General features: G+C 74.1%; 13 protein-coding genes. 12 read left to right on the plus strand and 1 reads right to left on the minus strand.

All coding sequences use genetic code 11. The features are described 5' to 3' along the window. Positions 1-91 precede the first annotated feature (91 nt). Complete coding sequence (locus ACIOHG_RS07875) at positions 92-871, minus strand: response regulator transcription factor (protein ID WP_400946736.1); 780 nt, start codon at positions 869-871, stop codon at positions 92-94. A gap of 458 nt (positions 872-1,329) precedes the next feature. On the opposite strand from ACIOHG_RS07875, the gene ACIOHG_RS07880 reads away from it, so the two are divergent. The 12 genes from ACIOHG_RS07880 to ACIOHG_RS07935 all read left to right on the plus strand — a co-directional run bounded on the left by ACIOHG_RS07880 (position 1,330) and on the right by ACIOHG_RS07935 (position 14,457). Continuing rightward, positions 1,330-2,283 (plus strand): ScbA/BarX family gamma-butyrolactone biosynthesis protein, encoded by a 954-nt coding sequence (locus ACIOHG_RS07880; RefSeq protein WP_400946739.1) that lies wholly within the window; start codon positions 1,330-1,332, stop codon positions 2,281-2,283. Positions 2,284-2,288: 5 nt separating this feature from the next. Further along, the gene (locus ACIOHG_RS07885; protein ID WP_400946742.1) at positions 2,289-3,221 is read left to right on the plus strand and encodes an NAD-dependent epimerase/dehydratase family protein; all 933 of its coding nucleotides are present in this window, start codon (positions 2,289-2,291) and stop codon (positions 3,219-3,221) included. A gap of 179 nt (positions 3,222-3,400) precedes the next feature. Continuing rightward, entirely contained in the window at positions 3,401-5,164 is a 1,764-nt protein-coding gene (locus tag ACIOHG_RS07890) for an acetyl/propionyl/methylcrotonyl-CoA carboxylase subunit alpha (RefSeq protein ID WP_400946744.1), read from the plus strand. Between the two features lie 160 nt (positions 5,165-5,324). Then, a complete protein-coding gene (locus tag ACIOHG_RS07895) occupies positions 5,325-5,654 on the plus strand; it encodes a TcmI family type II polyketide cyclase (protein ID WP_400946746.1) in 330 nt (109 codons plus the stop codon). Further along, positions 5,651-6,922, plus strand: a complete 1,272-nt coding sequence (locus tag ACIOHG_RS07900; protein ID WP_400946749.1) for a beta-ketoacyl-[acyl-carrier-protein] synthase family protein — start codon at positions 5,651-5,653, stop codon at positions 6,920-6,922. Before ACIOHG_RS07895 ends, ACIOHG_RS07900 begins: the two co-directional genes overlap by 4 nt. Then, a complete protein-coding gene (locus ACIOHG_RS07905; RefSeq protein WP_400946752.1) occupies positions 6,919-8,133 on the plus strand; it encodes a ketosynthase chain-length factor in 1,215 nt (404 codons plus the stop codon). The genes ACIOHG_RS07900 and ACIOHG_RS07905 overlap by 4 nt, the downstream gene beginning before the upstream one ends. Positions 8,134-8,222: 89 nt before the next feature. Next, a complete protein-coding gene (locus tag ACIOHG_RS07910; protein WP_400707585.1) occupies positions 8,223-8,489 on the plus strand; it encodes an acyl carrier protein in 267 nt (88 codons plus the stop codon). Between the two features lie 145 nt (positions 8,490-8,634). Beyond that, the gene (gene fabG / locus ACIOHG_RS07915) at positions 8,635-9,429 is read left to right on the plus strand and encodes a 3-oxoacyl-ACP reductase FabG (RefSeq protein WP_400946755.1); all 795 of its coding nucleotides are present in this window, start codon (positions 8,635-8,637) and stop codon (positions 9,427-9,429) included. Positions 9,430-9,475: 46 nt separating this feature from the next. Continuing rightward, positions 9,476-10,420 (plus strand): aromatase/cyclase, encoded by a 945-nt coding sequence (locus tag ACIOHG_RS07920; protein ID WP_400946758.1) that lies wholly within the window; start codon positions 9,476-9,478, stop codon positions 10,418-10,420. Beyond that, the gene (locus tag ACIOHG_RS07925) at positions 10,417-11,913 is read left to right on the plus strand and encodes an FAD-dependent monooxygenase (protein ID WP_400946761.1); all 1,497 of its coding nucleotides are present in this window, start codon (positions 10,417-10,419) and stop codon (positions 11,911-11,913) included. The genes ACIOHG_RS07920 and ACIOHG_RS07925 overlap by 4 nt, the downstream gene beginning before the upstream one ends. 20 nt (positions 11,914-11,933) lie before the next feature. Next, positions 11,934-13,412: an FAD-dependent monooxygenase gene (locus tag ACIOHG_RS07930; RefSeq protein ID WP_400946764.1), complete on the plus strand. Its 1,479-nt coding sequence runs from the start codon at positions 11,934-11,936 to the stop codon at positions 13,410-13,412. Between the two features lie 145 nt (positions 13,413-13,557). Continuing rightward, complete coding sequence (locus ACIOHG_RS07935; protein ID WP_400946767.1) at positions 13,558-14,457, plus strand: alpha/beta hydrolase; 900 nt, start codon at positions 13,558-13,560, stop codon at positions 14,455-14,457. Positions 14,458-14,464 lie beyond the last annotated feature (7 nt).

Below are 14,464 nucleotides of genomic sequence, written 5' to 3' on the forward strand. Positions count from 1 at the left end.
AAAGTTGCACTCGCGTCACGGAACACGGTCTACCGGATCAGGCCGCGCCGCGAGAGCAACTTCCCAGAATGATCACAACAGAATACGAGCCCTAGGAGGCCGGCGGTGCCTCGCCCATGCCGAGCCGGAAGCCGATCCCGCGCACCGTGATGATCCACTCGGTGCCCAGCTTGGCCCGCAGCGTGCCGACGTGGGTGTCGACCGTGCGGCCCCGCGGGGACCAGGCGTCGTCCCAGACCTGGGCCATGATCTGGCGGCGGGAGATCACCGTGCCGGGCTGCGAGGCCAGCAGGTGCAGCAGGTCGAACTCCTTGCGGGTGAGGTCGACCGGGACGCCGCCGAGGGTGGCGACCCGGGCGCCGACGTCGATCCACAGCGCCCCGTGGGTGATCACCGGGCTGGTCGGCGGCTGGGCGTGCACCCGGCGCATCACCGCGTCCATCCGGGCCAGCAGTTCGCGGAAGCCGTACGGCTTGACCAGGTAGTCGTCCGAGCCGGCCTGCAGGCCGAGCACCCGGTCCAGTTCGGAGCTGCGCGCGGTGACGGTGATGATCGGGGTGTTGCTGACCGCGCGGATGCCGCGGCAGACCTCCAGGCCGTCCAGGTCGGGCAGGTCCAGGTCGAGCAGGATCAGCTCCGCGTCCGGGTGCCCGCGCAGCGCCTCGGCGCCGGTGCCGACGCCGTACGCGGCGTACCCCTGCCTGGTGAGGCCCTGGAGCAGGGCGTCCGCCGCGCGGCCGTCGTTCTCCACCACCAGGACCCGGAGCGCCTGGCTGCCTCTGGCGGCCGGCGGGGCGGGCGGGACGGCGGGGTGGGGCCGGGGCCGGCGCCCGGTCGGTGGTTCGAGTATGTCCACGGCCGGCCGGTTCATCTGGTCCTCCTCGGGCACGCCCTCGTCTTCACGGTCAGTTGTGCACTCGCTACTGCGAAGATATCAAACAGACCTGTCTGATTGTCAACGGAAGTGCGGGTGAGGTTGACGTAGCCGACCGGACCCCTGCGGGTAACGAGCCGTCAACCTTGGCCGGGCAAACCGGGACATTCGCCCATGATTCGCTCCGGCGTTCGCCCGTAAGGCAGTTGGGGCCGCCCGAGGCCCGGTGCAACCGAATCGTACAGGCCGTCATGTTTGTTCGCGGTTCCCCGGAAAAACGGCAGCTCCCGGCCGGTTCGGCGGCGCGGTCGGTGACCGTCCGGATGAGGATCTCCGATGGGGTCTTGATAAACCGGACCAACTTGTCTGTATCTTGGCGTCACAGCCGTTGGTCGAGGGGGTGGCCCGCGAAGTGTCCGCCGCCCCTGCCTGCCCAGGACAGGAGTGCCACGCACATGCCCAGTCTCACCGGTAAGGTACGAGAACTTCCGCGCACCGCACTGACCTGCACTGTTCCCCGTGAGTACGTGCACCGCGCCGCCGTCTCGGAGGTGCTGCTCACCAACTGGGACACCGTCGAGGAGGAACGCGCCGACGGCGCACCCGAGTTCGTGGTCCGGGCGCAGTGGCCGCGCGGCCACGCCCTGTTCGCCCAGGAGCGCGGCTATCAGGACCCGATGCTGCTGGTGGAGTCCGTCCGGCAGGCCGGCGCGCTGCTCGCGCACGCCGAGTTCGACGTGCCGTTCGGGCACCAGTTCCTGATGTGGGACATGTCCTTCGAGGCGGGCCCGGACCTGTTCCTGGCCGAGGGCGTCCCCACCGAGGTCGAACTCCGCACCAGTTGCAGCGACATCGTGCGGCGCGGCCGCGCGCTCAGCGAGATGCGCTACCACGTCACCGCCGTCCGGGACGGCCGCCCGATGGCCACCGCCACGGCCGGCTTCCGCTGTCTGAGCCCGGTGGTCTACCGGCGGCTGCGCGAGGGCCGCCCGCTCGGGGCGCCCGTCCCGCTGCCGCTCGGCGCGCTCCCGCACACCGAGGTCGGCCGCCCCGGCGTCGGCCACGTGGTGCTGGCCCGCCCGCTGCCCGGCGACCGCGACCGCTGGCAGCTCCGGGTCGACACCGGGCACCCGATCTTCTTCGACCACCCCGTCGACCACGTCCCCGGCATGGTGCTGCTGGAGGCCGCCCGGCAGGCCGCGTACGCCGCCACCGGGCTGACCGACGCGGTGCTGACCGCCGCCACCACCGACTTCACCAAGTACGTCGAACTCGACCGGCCGTGCTGGATCGAGGCCGAGGTCGGGCCGGACGGCGACTGCGGCGGACGGACCGTCAGAGTGCGCGGGGTGCAGGAGGACTGCACCGTCTTCCGCTCGGACCTCTGCCTGCTCCCGCGGCCCCGGTGAGCGCCGTGGTCACCGTACTGGTCACCGGCGGCTCCGGCTTCGTCGGCCGCCGGGTGGTCCGCGAACTGCGCCGCCAGGCCGTCGGGTTGCGGGTGCTGCGGCACCGCAGCCCCGTCCCGCTCGCCGACGACGGCCTGCAGACCGTCGCCGCCGACCTGGCCGACCCGGGCACCCTGCGCGGGGTCTGCGCGGGCGTCGACGTGCTGGTGCACTGCGCCGCGCAGATCGGCGGGGACGAGGCGGTCAACCACGCCGTCAACGCCCGCGGCACCGCCGCGCTGGTCGCCGAGGCCCGGCGGGCCGGGGTCGGCCGGATCGTCCAGCTCAGCACCGCCTCGGTGTACGGCCGGGGCGTGTTCCGGGGCGCCCGGCCGGAGGAGCTGGAGCGGCGGCCCGCCTCGCCCACCTCGCGCAGCCGGGCGCTGGCCGAGGACGCGGTGCTCGCCGAGGGCGGCGTGGTGCTGCGCCCGCACCTGGTCTACGGGGACGGCGACAGCTGGGTCGGCCCCGGCCTGGCCCGGCTGCTGCGGGTGCTGCCTGGGTCGGTCGACGGCTGGCCGGCCCGGAGCACCCTGATCGACGTCCGCGACCTGGCCCGGCTGCTGGTCGGGGTGGCGCTCGCCCCGACCGCCGGGCGCGGGGTGGTCCACCACGCCGGGCACCCCGAGCCGGTGCCGGTGCACGCCCTGCTGGCGGCGGTCGCCGAGGTGGCCGGCCTGCCCGGGCCGGAGCGCGAGGTCGACGAGCGGACCGCCCGGGCGGCGCTGGCCGCGGAGGGCCTGGACCCGGACCGGCTGGACCTGCTGACGAAGGATCACGTCTTCGAATGCGGCCGGCTCTGGACCGGGCTCGGCCTGGAGCCCGGCGCCCCGTTCGCGGCCGGGTTCCGGCGGGCCGCGCCGTGGTACCGGGAACTGCTCTCCCCGGCCCGGCTTTGAATTCCCCGGGGAATTCCCGGTCGCGCGCTTGACGGTGGCTTGGCGGATTCCTTTCCGCCACCGGCCTGCGCGCGACCGTCCCTGGTGATTCCGGCGTATTCCTGCAACGGTCGCCATTGCCGGGCCCCCGGTGATCGAACAGGCTTGTGGCTCCGAGAGGAGTCAATGTGTCCACCACAGTGCGCAAGGTATTGATCGCCAATCGCGGGGAGATCGCTGTTCGTGTTGCCCGGGCGTGTCGGGACGCGGGGATCGGCAGTGTTGCGGTGTACGCGGAGCCGGACCGGGACGCGTTGCATGTGCGGGCGGCCGACGAGGCGTACGCGCTGGGCGGCGACACCCCCGCGACCAGTTACCTCGACATCGCGAAGGTGCTGAAGGCCGCGGCGGACTCGGGGGCGGACGCCGTCCACCCGGGCTACGGCTTCCTGTCGGAGAACGCCGACTTCGCGCAGGCCGTCCTGGACGCCGGGCTGACCTGGATCGGCCCGCCGCCGCAGGCGATCCGGGACCTGGGCGACAAGGTCACCGCCCGGCACGTGGCCCAGCGCGCCGGCGCGCCGCTGGTGGCGGGCACGCCCGAGCCCGTCACCGGGGCGCAGGAGGTGGTGGCGTTCGCCGCCGAGCACGGCCTGCCGGTGGCGATCAAGGCCGCCTACGGCGGCGGCGGGCGCGGCCTGAAGGTCGCCCGCACGCTGGAGGAGATCCCCGAGCTGTACGAGTCCGCGGTCCGCGAGGCGGTGGCGGCGTTCGGGCGCGGGGAGTGCTTCGTCGAGCAGTACCTCGACAAGCCCCGGCACGTGGAGACCCAGTGCCTGGCCGACACCCACGGCAACGTGGTGGTGGTCTCCACCCGGGACTGCTCGCTGCAGCGCCGCCACCAGAAGCTCGTCGAGGAGGCCCCCGCGCCGTTCCTCACGCCCGAGCAGAACGCCGAGCTGTACCGGGCGTCGAAGGCGATCCTGCGGGAGGCCGGCTACGTCGGCGCCGGGACCTGCGAGTTCCTGGTCTCCCAGGACGGCCTGATCTCCTTCCTGGAGGTCAACACCCGCCTGCAGGTCGAGCACCCCGTCTCCGAGGAGGTCACCGGCCTCGACCTGGTCCGCGAGATGTTCCGCATCGCGGAGGGGGAGGAGCTGGGGTACGACGATCCGGAGGTCCGCGGCCACTCGATCGAGTTCCGGATCAACGGCGAGGACCCGGGCCGCAACTTCCTGCCCGCGCCCGGCACCGTCACCCTCTTCGCCCCGCCCTCGGGCCCGGGGGTGCGGCTGGACGCGGGCGTCGAGTCCGGCTCCGTGATCGGCCCCGCCTGGGACTCCCTGCTCGCCAAGCTGATCGTCACCGGCACCGACCGCAAGCAGGCCCTCCAGCGCGCCCACCGCGCCCTGGAGGAGTTCAAGGTCGAGGGCATGGCCACCGCCATCCCCTTCCACCAGGCCGTCGTCACCGACCCCGCCTTCGCCCCCGAACTGCTGGGCGGGGCGAAGGAGTTCGGGGTGCACACCCGGTGGATCGAGACCGAGTTCGCGAACGGGATCCCCGCCTTCACCGCGACCGGCGGCGAGGAGGGGCAGCCCGCGCCGCGCGAGCACGTCGTGGTCGAGGTCGGCGGCAAGCGGATCGAGGTCTCGCTGCCCTCCTCGCTCGGGGTGGGGGCGCCCGTTCCGGCGGCGGCGGAGAAGACCAAGCGGCGGGCGGGCGGTGCGGCCCGGAAGGGCGCGGCGTCCGGCGACACGCTGGCCTCGCCGATGCAGGGCACCATCGTCAAGGTCGCCGTCGAGGAGGGCCAGCAGGTCGCCGAGGGCGAGCTGATCGTCGTCCTGGAGGCGATGAAGATGGAGCAGCCCCTCAACGCCCACAAGGCCGGCACCGTCACCGGTCTCAAGGCCGAGGTCGGTGCCCCGGTCTCCAGCGGCGCCGCGCTCTGCGAGATCAAGTAAACGCCCGAGTGAATTCTCCCGGGTCGGTCCGGACGGTTTTTTCGAAGCCCTGGCAATTCCCTGACGATCGAGTCGTTGAAAGCGCGCAAAAGGGCTCGGAGAATAGGTGTCAAATGGTCGCACCGTATCCAGGTGCGCTGATTTCGAGAAGGGGAATACGGTGCACAGTACGCTGATTGTCGCCCGCATGGACCCGGAGGCGAGCCTGGACGTCGCCACGCTCTTCGGGGAGTTCGACCGCACGGACATGCCGCACCGGATGGGCACCCGCCGGCGCCAGCTGTTCCACTACCGCGGGCTGTACTTCCACCTCCAGGACTTCGACGCCGACAACGGCGGCGAGCGGATCGAGGGCGCCAAGACGGACCCGCGGTTCGCCGGCATCAGCCAGGACCTCAAGCCGTTCATCGAGGCCTACGACCCGAAGACCTGGCGGTCCCCGTCGGACGCGATGGCGCAGCGCTTCTACCAGTGGGAGGCGTCCGCATGAGCGCCCGTCGCGTGGTGATCACCGGCATCGAGGTGATCGCGCCCGGCGGTGTCGGGCGCAAGGCGTTCTGGGACCTGCTGAGCGAGGGTCGCACCGCGACCCGCGGCATCACCTTCTTCGACCCGGCGCCGTTCCGGTCCCGGGTCGCCGCGGAGATCGACTTCGAGCCGACGGAGCACGGTCTGACGCCGCAGGAGATCCGCCGGATGGACCGGGCCGCGCAGTTCGCGGTGGTCGCGGCGCGCGGCGCGGTGGCGGACAGCGGCATCACCGCGGACTGGGCGGACCCGTACCGGGTCGGGGTGACCATCGGCAGCGCGGTCGGCGCGACCATGGGCCTGGACCAGGAGTACAACGTCGTCAGCGACGGCGGCCGGCTGCACCTGGTGGACCACACCTACGCCGTCCCGCACCTCTACAACTTCCTGGTGCCGAGCTCCTTCGCCGCCGAGGTGGCCTGGGACCTGGGCGCGCAGGGCCCGAGCACGGTGGTCTCCACCGGCTGCACCTCCGGCATCGACTCGGTCGGCCACGCGGTGGAGCTGATCCGCGAGGGCACCGCCGACGTGATGATCGCGGGATCCTCGGACGCCCCGATCTCGCCGATCACCATGGCCTGCTTCGACGCGATCAAGGCCACCACCCCGCGGCACGACGACCCGGCGCACGCCTCCCGGCCGTTCGACGCCTCCCGCAACGGCTTCGTGCTGGGCGAGGGCGCGGCGGTGTTCGTACTGGAGGAGCTGGAGAGCGCGAAGGCCCGCGGCGCGCACGTCTACGCGGAGATCGCCGGCTACGCGACCCGCTCGAACGCGTACCACATGACGGGTCTGCGGGCGGACGGCGCGGAGATGGCCGAGGCGATCGACGCGGCGCTGGGCGAGGCCCGGATGAACCCGACCGCGATCGACTACATCAACGCGCACGGCTCCGGCACCAAGCAGAACGACCGGCACGAGACGGCGGCGTTCAAGCGCAGCCTGGGCGACCACGCGTACGCCACCCCGGTCAGCTCCATCAAGTCGATGGTGGGGCACTCGCTGGGCGCGATCGGCTCGATCGAGATCGCCGCGTCCGCGCTGGCCATGGAGCACCACGTGGTGCCGCCGACGGCCAACCTGCACACCCCCGACCCGGACTGCGACCTGGACTACGTCCCGCTGACGGCCCGCGAGCAGCGGACCGACGCGGTGCTGACCGTGGGCAGCGGGTTCGGCGGCTTCCAGAGCGCCATGGTGCTGGCGCGGCCCGAGAGGAGCTTGGCATGAGTACCCCGGTGGTGGTGACCGGCATCGGCATCGCGGCCCCGAACGGCCTCGGCACGTCCGACTACTGGGCGGCGACCCGGGCCGGGAAGAGCGGCATCGGCCGGGTCACCCGGTTCGACCCGGCCTCGTACCCGTCGACGCTGGCGGGGGAGGTGCCCGGCTTCGTCGCCGAGGACCACCTGCCGAGCCGGCTGATCCCGCAGACCGACCGGATGACCCGGCTGGCGCTGGTCGCCGCGGACTGGGCGCTGAAGGACGCCGGCCTGGACCCGAAGGACCTGCCCGCGTACGACATGGGCGTGGTCACCGCGTCCTCCTCGGGCGGCTTCGAGTTCGGCCAGAACGAGCTGGAGAAGCTCTGGGGCCAGGGCAGCCAGTTCGTGTCCGCGTACCAGTCCTTCGCCTGGTTCTACGCGGTGAACAGCGGTCAGATCTCGATCCGCAACGGCATGAAGGGCCCGAGCGGCGTCATCGTCAGCGACGAGGCGGGCGGGATCGACGCGGTGGCGCACGGCCGCCGGCTGATCCGCAAGGGCACCCCGGTGATCGTCACCGGCTCGGTGGACGCCTCGATCTGCCCGTGGGGCTGGGTCGCCCAGCAGGCCGCGGGCCGGATGACCACCAGCGACGAGCCGGCCCGCGCCTACCTGCCCTTCGACACCGAGGCGTCCGGCTACGTGCCGGGCGAGGGCGGCGCGATCCTGATCATGGAGTCGGCGGCGTCGGCGCAGGCCCGCGGCGCCCGGGTGTACGGGGAGATCGCCGGCTACGGCGCGACCTTCGACCCGAAGCCGGGCAGCAGCCGGGAACCCGCGCTGCGCAAGGCGGTCGAGCTGGCGCTGGCCGACGCGGGCACCCGCCCCGAGGACGTGGACGTGGTGTTCGCGGACGCGGCGGGCGTGCCCGAGCTGGACCGGGTCGAGGCCGAGGCGCTGTGCGCGGTGTTCGGCGTCTGCGGTGTCCCGGTGACCGCCCCGAAGACGATGACCGGTCGGCTGTACTCCGGCGCCGCGCCGCTGGACATCGCCACCGCGCTGCTGGCCATCGAGGAGGGACTGATCCCGCCGACCGTCAACGTCAACGCGGACGAGTCGCTGGGCCTGGACCTGGTCGGCCCGCAGCCGCGGACCGCCCGGGTGCGCACCGCGCTGGTGCTGGCCCGCGGCTACGGCGGCTTCAACTCCGCGGTCGTGGTCCGCGCCACCGACTGATCCACCAGCTCCACCAGCTCCACCCGATCCACCCGATCCACCTGGTCCGCCGCACGCACACCCATCCGCATCGCCAGAGAGGGCGTCAGATGTCCACTTCCACCCGCGAGTTCACCCTTGAGGACCTGCGCCGCATCCTGCTGGAGGCGGCCGGCGCCGACGAGGGCGTCGACCTGGACGGCGAGATCCTCGACGTGCAGTTCGAGGTGCTCGGCTACGAGTCGCTGGCCCTGCTGGAGACCGGCAGCCGGATCGAGCGCGAGTTCGGCGTCGCGCTCGACGACGACCTGCTGAGCGAGGTCGACACCCCGCGCGCGCTGATCGACGCGGTCAACCGGCACTTCACCGCCGCCTGAGTCATTTCCGAACGGCCGCCGCCACACTTCCCGAGCACAGCCCTCCGGGCGGCGGTCGGCACTCCCGACACTCCCTTCCGCCGTCGTCCGGGTCCGGCGGGCCCCACACCGCCGGACCCGGCGCGGCTCTCCCGAGAGGAACAGCATGTCCAGCTCCCCCTCCGCCCACGGCCGGGTCGCCCTGGTCACCGGCGCCACCAGCGGCATCGGCCTGGCGTCCGCCCGGGCGCTGGCCGCCGCCGGGCACCGGGTGTTCATCGGCGCCCGTGACGCCGACAACGTCGCCGCCACCGTCAAGCAGCTCCAGGAGGACGGGTTCGAGGCCGACGGCGCGGTGCTCGACGTCCGCGACCAGGCCTCCGCGACGGCCTTCGTGCAGGCCGCGGTGGAGCGCTTCGGCGGCGTCGACGTCCTGGTCAACAACGCGGGCCGGTCCGGTGGCGGCGTCACCGCCGACATCGCCGACGAGCTGTGGGCCGACGTCCTGGAGACCAACCTGACCAGCGTCTTCCGGCTCACCCGCGAGGTGCTGACCACCGGCGGGCTGCGGCACAAGCCGTGGGGCCGGATCATCAACATCGCCTCCACCGCCGGCAAGCAGGGCGTGGTGCTGGGCGCCCCGTACTCCGCGTCCAAGCACGGCGTGGTCGGGTTCACCAAGGCGCTCGGCAACGAGCTCGCGCCGACCGGGATCACCGTGAACGCGGTCTGCCCCGGCTACGTCGAGACGCCGATGGCGCACCGGGTGCGGGCGGGCTACGCGGCCGCCTACGACACCACCGAGGACGCGATCCTGCAGAAGTTCCAGTCGAAGATCCCGCTGGGCCGCTACTCCACCCCGGAGGAGGTCGCCGGCATGGTCGCCTACCTCGCCTCCGACCCGGCCGCGTCGATCACCGCGCAGGCCATCAACGTCTGCGGCGGCCTCGGCAACTTCTGATCCGCTTCTGCACCCGGCAGCACCGAACCCGGAGGGGAACCCAGCAATGACGACCCGTCAGGTCGAGCACGACATCACGGTGGACGCCCCCGCGGAGGCCGTCTACCGGCTGATCGCGGAGGTCGAGAACTGGCCGCGGATCTTCCCGCCCACCATCCACGTGGACCGCGAGGACCTCGGCGCGGGCCAGGAGCGCATCCACATCTCGGCCACCGCCAACGGCCAGCCGAAGAACTGGACCTCGCACCGCGACCTCGACCCGCAGGCGCTGCGGATCGGCTTCCGCCAGGAGATCCCGGCGCCGCCGGTCGCCGCGATGGCCGGCACCTGGATCATCGAGCCGCTGGACGGCGGGCGCAGCAAGGTCCGGCTGCTGCACGACTACCGGGCGATCAATGACGACCCGCACGACCTGCTGTGGATCGACCAGGCGGTGGACCGCAACAGCCGCTCCGAGCTGGACGGTCTGAAGCGGAACGTGGAGTTCGCGCACGCGGCGGAGGCCGCGACGTTCTCCTTCGAGGACACCGTCGAGATCTCCGCCAAGCCCGACGAGGTCTACGACTTCATCGACCGCGCCGACCTGTGGGCCGAACGCCTCCCCCACGTCGCCGCCGTACGCCTGACCGAGGACACCCCCCACCTCCAGACCCTGGAGATGGACACCCGCGCCAAGGACGGCACCACCCACACCACCAAGTCCCACCGCGTCACCACCCCCGGCGAGCGGATTGCCTACAAGCAGGTCACCCTGCCCGCCCTGCTCGCCCTCCACACCGGCCGCTGGACCTTCACCCCCACCCCCCACGGCACCACCACCGCCACCTCCCAGCACACCGTCACCCTCCACACCGACCGCATTACCGGCATCCTCGGCCCCGACGCCACCCTCGCCGACGCCCGCACCTACGTCCACGACGCCCTCTCCACCAACAGCCGCGCCACCCTCCAGCACGCGAAGGCCTTCGCGGAGGGCGGCACGCGGTCATGACCCGGAGCCCGGACCCGGCCGCCGCGCCGGCCGACACCGATGTGGCCGTGGTCGGCGGCGGCCCCGCCGGGCTGCTGCTCGCCGCCGAACTGCGCCTCGGCGGCGCCCGGGTGACCGTCCTCGACGAGCGCGACGGGCCGACCACCGAGTCCCGGGCCACCACCCTGCACGCCCGGACCATGGAGATCCTCGACGCGCGCGGCCTGCTGGACGAGCTCGGCACCCCGCCGAACGAGCCCCGCGGCCACTTCGGCGGCCTCCCGCTGGACCTGACCCTGCCCGGGCCCCACCCCGGGCAGTGGAAGGTCCCGCAGGGCCGCACCGAACAGCTGCTCCAGGACCGGGCGGTGGCGCTCGGCGCCGACCTGCGCCGCCACCACAAGGTCACCGCCGTGCTGCCCGGCCCCGACACCGTCCGGATCGACGCCGAGACCCCCGACGGGCCGGTGTCCGTCACCGCCCGCTGGCTGGTCGCCTGCGACGGCGAGGACAGCACCGTGCGCCGCCTCACCGGGCCGGACTTCCCCGGCCGGGACGCCGAGCACGAACTGCTGCGCGCCGACGTCACCGGCCTCGACGTGCCCGACCGCCGCTTCCAGCGGCTGCCCCGGGGCCTGGCCATCGCCGCCACCCGGGCCGGAGTCACCCGGGTGATGGTCCACCGGTTCGGGCGCCCGGTCGGCGAACGCGACGGCAAGGACCCGGCGTTCGGCGAGGTCGCCGAGGTCTGGCGGTCCGTCACCGGCGAGGACATCTCCGGCGGCGAACCGCACTGGCTGAACGCCTTCGGCGACGCCCACCGGCAGCTCGCCGCCTACCGGCACGGCCGGGTGCTGTTCGCCGGCGACGCCGCCCACCGGCAGATGCCCAGCGGCGGCCAGGCCCTCAACCTGGCCCTGCAGGACGCCTTCAACCTCGGCTGGAAGCTCGCCGCCGTAGTTCGCGGCGACGCCGGCGAGGACCTGCTCGACAGCTACCACCAGGAGCGGCACCGGGTCGGCCGCCAGGTGCTCGCCAACATCGACGCCCAGGGCTCCCTGCTGCTCGGCGGCCCCGAGACCGAGCCGTTCCGGGCGCTGCTCGCCGAACTGCTCCGGCTGGAGCCCGTCCGCGCCCACCTGGCGGGCGTGATCTCCGGCACCGCCCTGGCCTACCGCACCGCCGGCACCGGGCACCCGCTGCTCGGCGCCCGGCTGCCCGACACCGTGCTGCACCGCCCCGACGGCACCGCCGTCCGCAGCACCGAACTGCTCCGCACCGGCCGCGGCCTGCTGCTGCCCGCCGCCGACGGCCCCGACCTGCGGGAGGCGGTCCGCCCCTGGGCCGGCCGGGTCGACCCGGCCGGCGCGGCGCCCGCCGCCGACGGCCCGCTGCCCGCCCGCGAGGCCCTGCTGGTCCGCCCCGACGGCCACGTCGCCTGGGCCGGCCCCGGCCCCGACGGCCTCGCCGCGGCGCTCACCCGCTGGTTCGGCCCGCCCGCCGCACACCACTGACCACGTATCAGGAGGAAGAGATGAACGGGGAGAGGGACGCCGACGTCATCGTCGTCGGCGCCGGACCGGCCGGACTGATGCTGGCCGCGGAACTGCGCCTCGGCGGCGCCCGCGTCCTGGTGGTGGAGAAGCTGCCCGCCCCCACCGGCCAGTCCCGCGGCCTGGGCTTCACCGCCCGCGCCCTGGAGACCTTCGACCAGCGCGGCCTCGCCGACCGCTTCGAGGGCCTGGAGACCAGCCCGCTCGGCCACTTCGGCGGCGTGGCCTTCGACTACACCGTGCTGCCCGACGGGCACTTCGGCGCCCGCGGCATCCCGCAGTCCCGCACCGAGCAGGTGCTGGAGGACCGGGCGCTGGAACTCGGCGCGGAACTGCGCCGCGGCTGGGAGTTCCTCGGCCTGGAGCAGGACGTCGACGGCGTCACCGCCACCCTGCACCACGAGGGCGTCGAGCACCGGCTGCGCGCCGCCTACCTGGTCGGCGCGGACGGCGGCCACAGCGCCGTCCGCCGGGCCGCCGGGTTCGACTTCCCCGGCACCCCCGCCACCCGCGGCATGTACCTCGCCGACGTGGTCGGCTGCGCCGTCAAGCCCCGCCCGCTCGGCGAGCGGGTGCCCGGCGGCATGGTGATGTCCGCGCCGCTGGCCGAGAACGTCGACCGGATCATCGTCTGCGAGCACGGCACCCCGCCCGCCGACCGCACCGGGCGGACCGACTTCGCCGAGGTCGCCGCCGCCTGGCAGCGCCTCACCGGCGAGGACATCTCCGGCGGCGGCGCCGACTGGGTCAGCAACTTCACCGACGCCACCCGGCAGGTCACCGAGTACCGGCGGGGGAGGGTGCTGCTGGTCGGCGACGCCGCCCACATCCACCTCCCGGCCGGCGGCCAGGGCCTGAGCACCGGCGTCCAGGACGCCGCCAACCTCGGCTGGAAGCTCGCCGCGGTGCTGCGCGGCCACGGCGACCGGGCGCTGCTCGACAGCTACCACGCGGAGCGGCACCCGGTCGGCGAGCGGCTGCTCGCCAACACCCGGGCCCAGGGCAGCATCTACCTCGGCGGCCCCGAGGCGGAGCCGCTGCGCGAGCTGATGGCCGAGCTGATCGGCCGGCACGACTCGGTCAAGCGCCTGCTGGCCGGCCGGGTCGGCCACCTCGACATCGCCTACCCGGCGGAGGAGGGCGCCCACCCGCTGACCGGCCACCGGCTGCCCCCGCGGGTGCTGGAGACCGCCGCGGGCGAGGTCCGCACCCCCGCGCTGCTGCACCGCGGCCAGGGCGTGCTGCTCGACCTCGCCGACGACGAGGCCGCCCGCGCCGTCGCCGCCCCCTGGAAGGACCGGGTCGACACCGTCACCGGCGCCCTGCGCGACCCGTGGGCGGTGGCCGGGGCGAGCGCCGTCCTGGTCCGCCCCGACGGCTACGTGGCCTGGGCCGGCCCCGGCCCCGACGGCCTCGAAGCCGCCCTGACCCGCTGGTTCGGCCCGGCGGAGACGGCATGAGCGGGCGGACCACGACGAGGCGCGGGCCGGCGGACGCCACGGCCGGGCGGAGCGTGCGGGCGGCCGTCAAGTGCGCGCGGGCGGACGCCGCAACCGAGCGGTGCGGGCGGGCAGGCGCCGTGGCCGGTCGGAACGAGGTGGGCGCGTGACCACCGTCGCCGCCCCGCCCCGGCCCGGGGTGCGCCGGATCGCCCTGCCCGGCGGTGACCTGACGCTGTCCGCGCTGCTCGCCGAGCCGGTCGGCCCGCCCCGGGCGACCGTGCTCGCCGTGCACGGCGGCGGCACCAGCGCCGGCTACTTCCACGGCCAGGCCCACCCCGACCTGTCACTGCTCACCCTGGGCGCCGACCTCGGGTACGCGGTGCTGGCCGTGGACCGGCCCGGCTACGGCGACTCCGCGGCCGCCGCCCCCGGCGGCCGCTCGCTGGCCGAGCAGGGCGCGGACCTGCACGCGGCGGTGGCCCGGTACGCCCGCGAACACGCCGTCGGCGCCGGGGTGTTCCTGCTGGCGCACTCCTTCGGCGGCAAGCTGGCGCTGACCTACGCCGCCGAACCGGCCCCGGCCGGCGCGCCCCCGCTGCTCGGCCTGGACGTGTCCGGGCTCGGCCGGGACTACGCGGTCGACCCGGACCTGCTGAACACCGCCCCGCAGAAGGCGCACTGGCGGCGGAACTGGGGCGCGCTGCGCTACTACCCGCCGAACACCTTCCGGGACGCCGACGCGATGGTCCGCCCGATGCCGCCGCGCGAGCGCGCCGAGGCCGCCCAGTGGCCCGGCCGGTTCGCCGACCTGGCCGCCAGGGTCCGGGTGCCGGTCCGGCTGACCTTCGCCGAGGTGGAGCTCTGGTGGCGCCACGACGACGGCGAACTCGCCGAGCTGGCCGCCCAGTTCGCGGCTGCCCCGGCGGTCTCGGTGCACCGGCAGCGGGACGCCGGGCACAACATCAGCCTGGGCTGGACCGCCCGGGCCTACCACCTGCAGGCGCTGTCCTTCTTCGAGGAGTGCCTGGCCGGACGCGCGGCGAGCGCGGCGGCGGGCGGCTGAACGATGC

It is taken from the genome of Kitasatospora sp. NPDC088134 (genome assembly GCF_044741705.1).
Taxonomy (GTDB): Bacteria; Actinomycetota; Actinomycetes; order Streptomycetales; family Streptomycetaceae; genus Kitasatospora.

Coding starts and splice junctions, on each gene's coding strand:
- ACIOHG_RS07910 (WP_400707585.1), top strand. CDS start 8,223: ATGTCCACTTCCACCCGCGAGTTCACCCTTGAGGACCTGCGCCGCATC.
- ACIOHG_RS07930 (WP_400946764.1), top strand. CDS start 11,934: ATGAACGGGGAGAGGGACGCCGACGTCATCGTCGTCGGCGCCGGACCG.
- ACIOHG_RS07925 (WP_400946761.1), top strand. CDS start 10,417: ATGACCCGGAGCCCGGACCCGGCCGCCGCGCCGGCCGACACCGATGTG.
- ACIOHG_RS07875 (WP_400946736.1), bottom strand. CDS start 871: ATGAACCGGCCGGCCGTGGACATACTCGAACCACCGACCGGGCGCCGG.
- ACIOHG_RS07900 (WP_400946749.1), top strand. CDS start 5,651: ATGAGCGCCCGTCGCGTGGTGATCACCGGCATCGAGGTGATCGCGCCC.
- ACIOHG_RS07905 (WP_400946752.1), top strand. CDS start 6,919: ATGAGTACCCCGGTGGTGGTGACCGGCATCGGCATCGCGGCCCCGAAC.
- fabG (WP_400946755.1), top strand. CDS start 8,635: ATGTCCAGCTCCCCCTCCGCCCACGGCCGGGTCGCCCTGGTCACCGGC.
- ACIOHG_RS07880 (WP_400946739.1), top strand. CDS start 1,330: ATGCCCAGTCTCACCGGTAAGGTACGAGAACTTCCGCGCACCGCACTG.
- ACIOHG_RS07920 (WP_400946758.1), top strand. CDS start 9,476: ATGACGACCCGTCAGGTCGAGCACGACATCACGGTGGACGCCCCCGCG.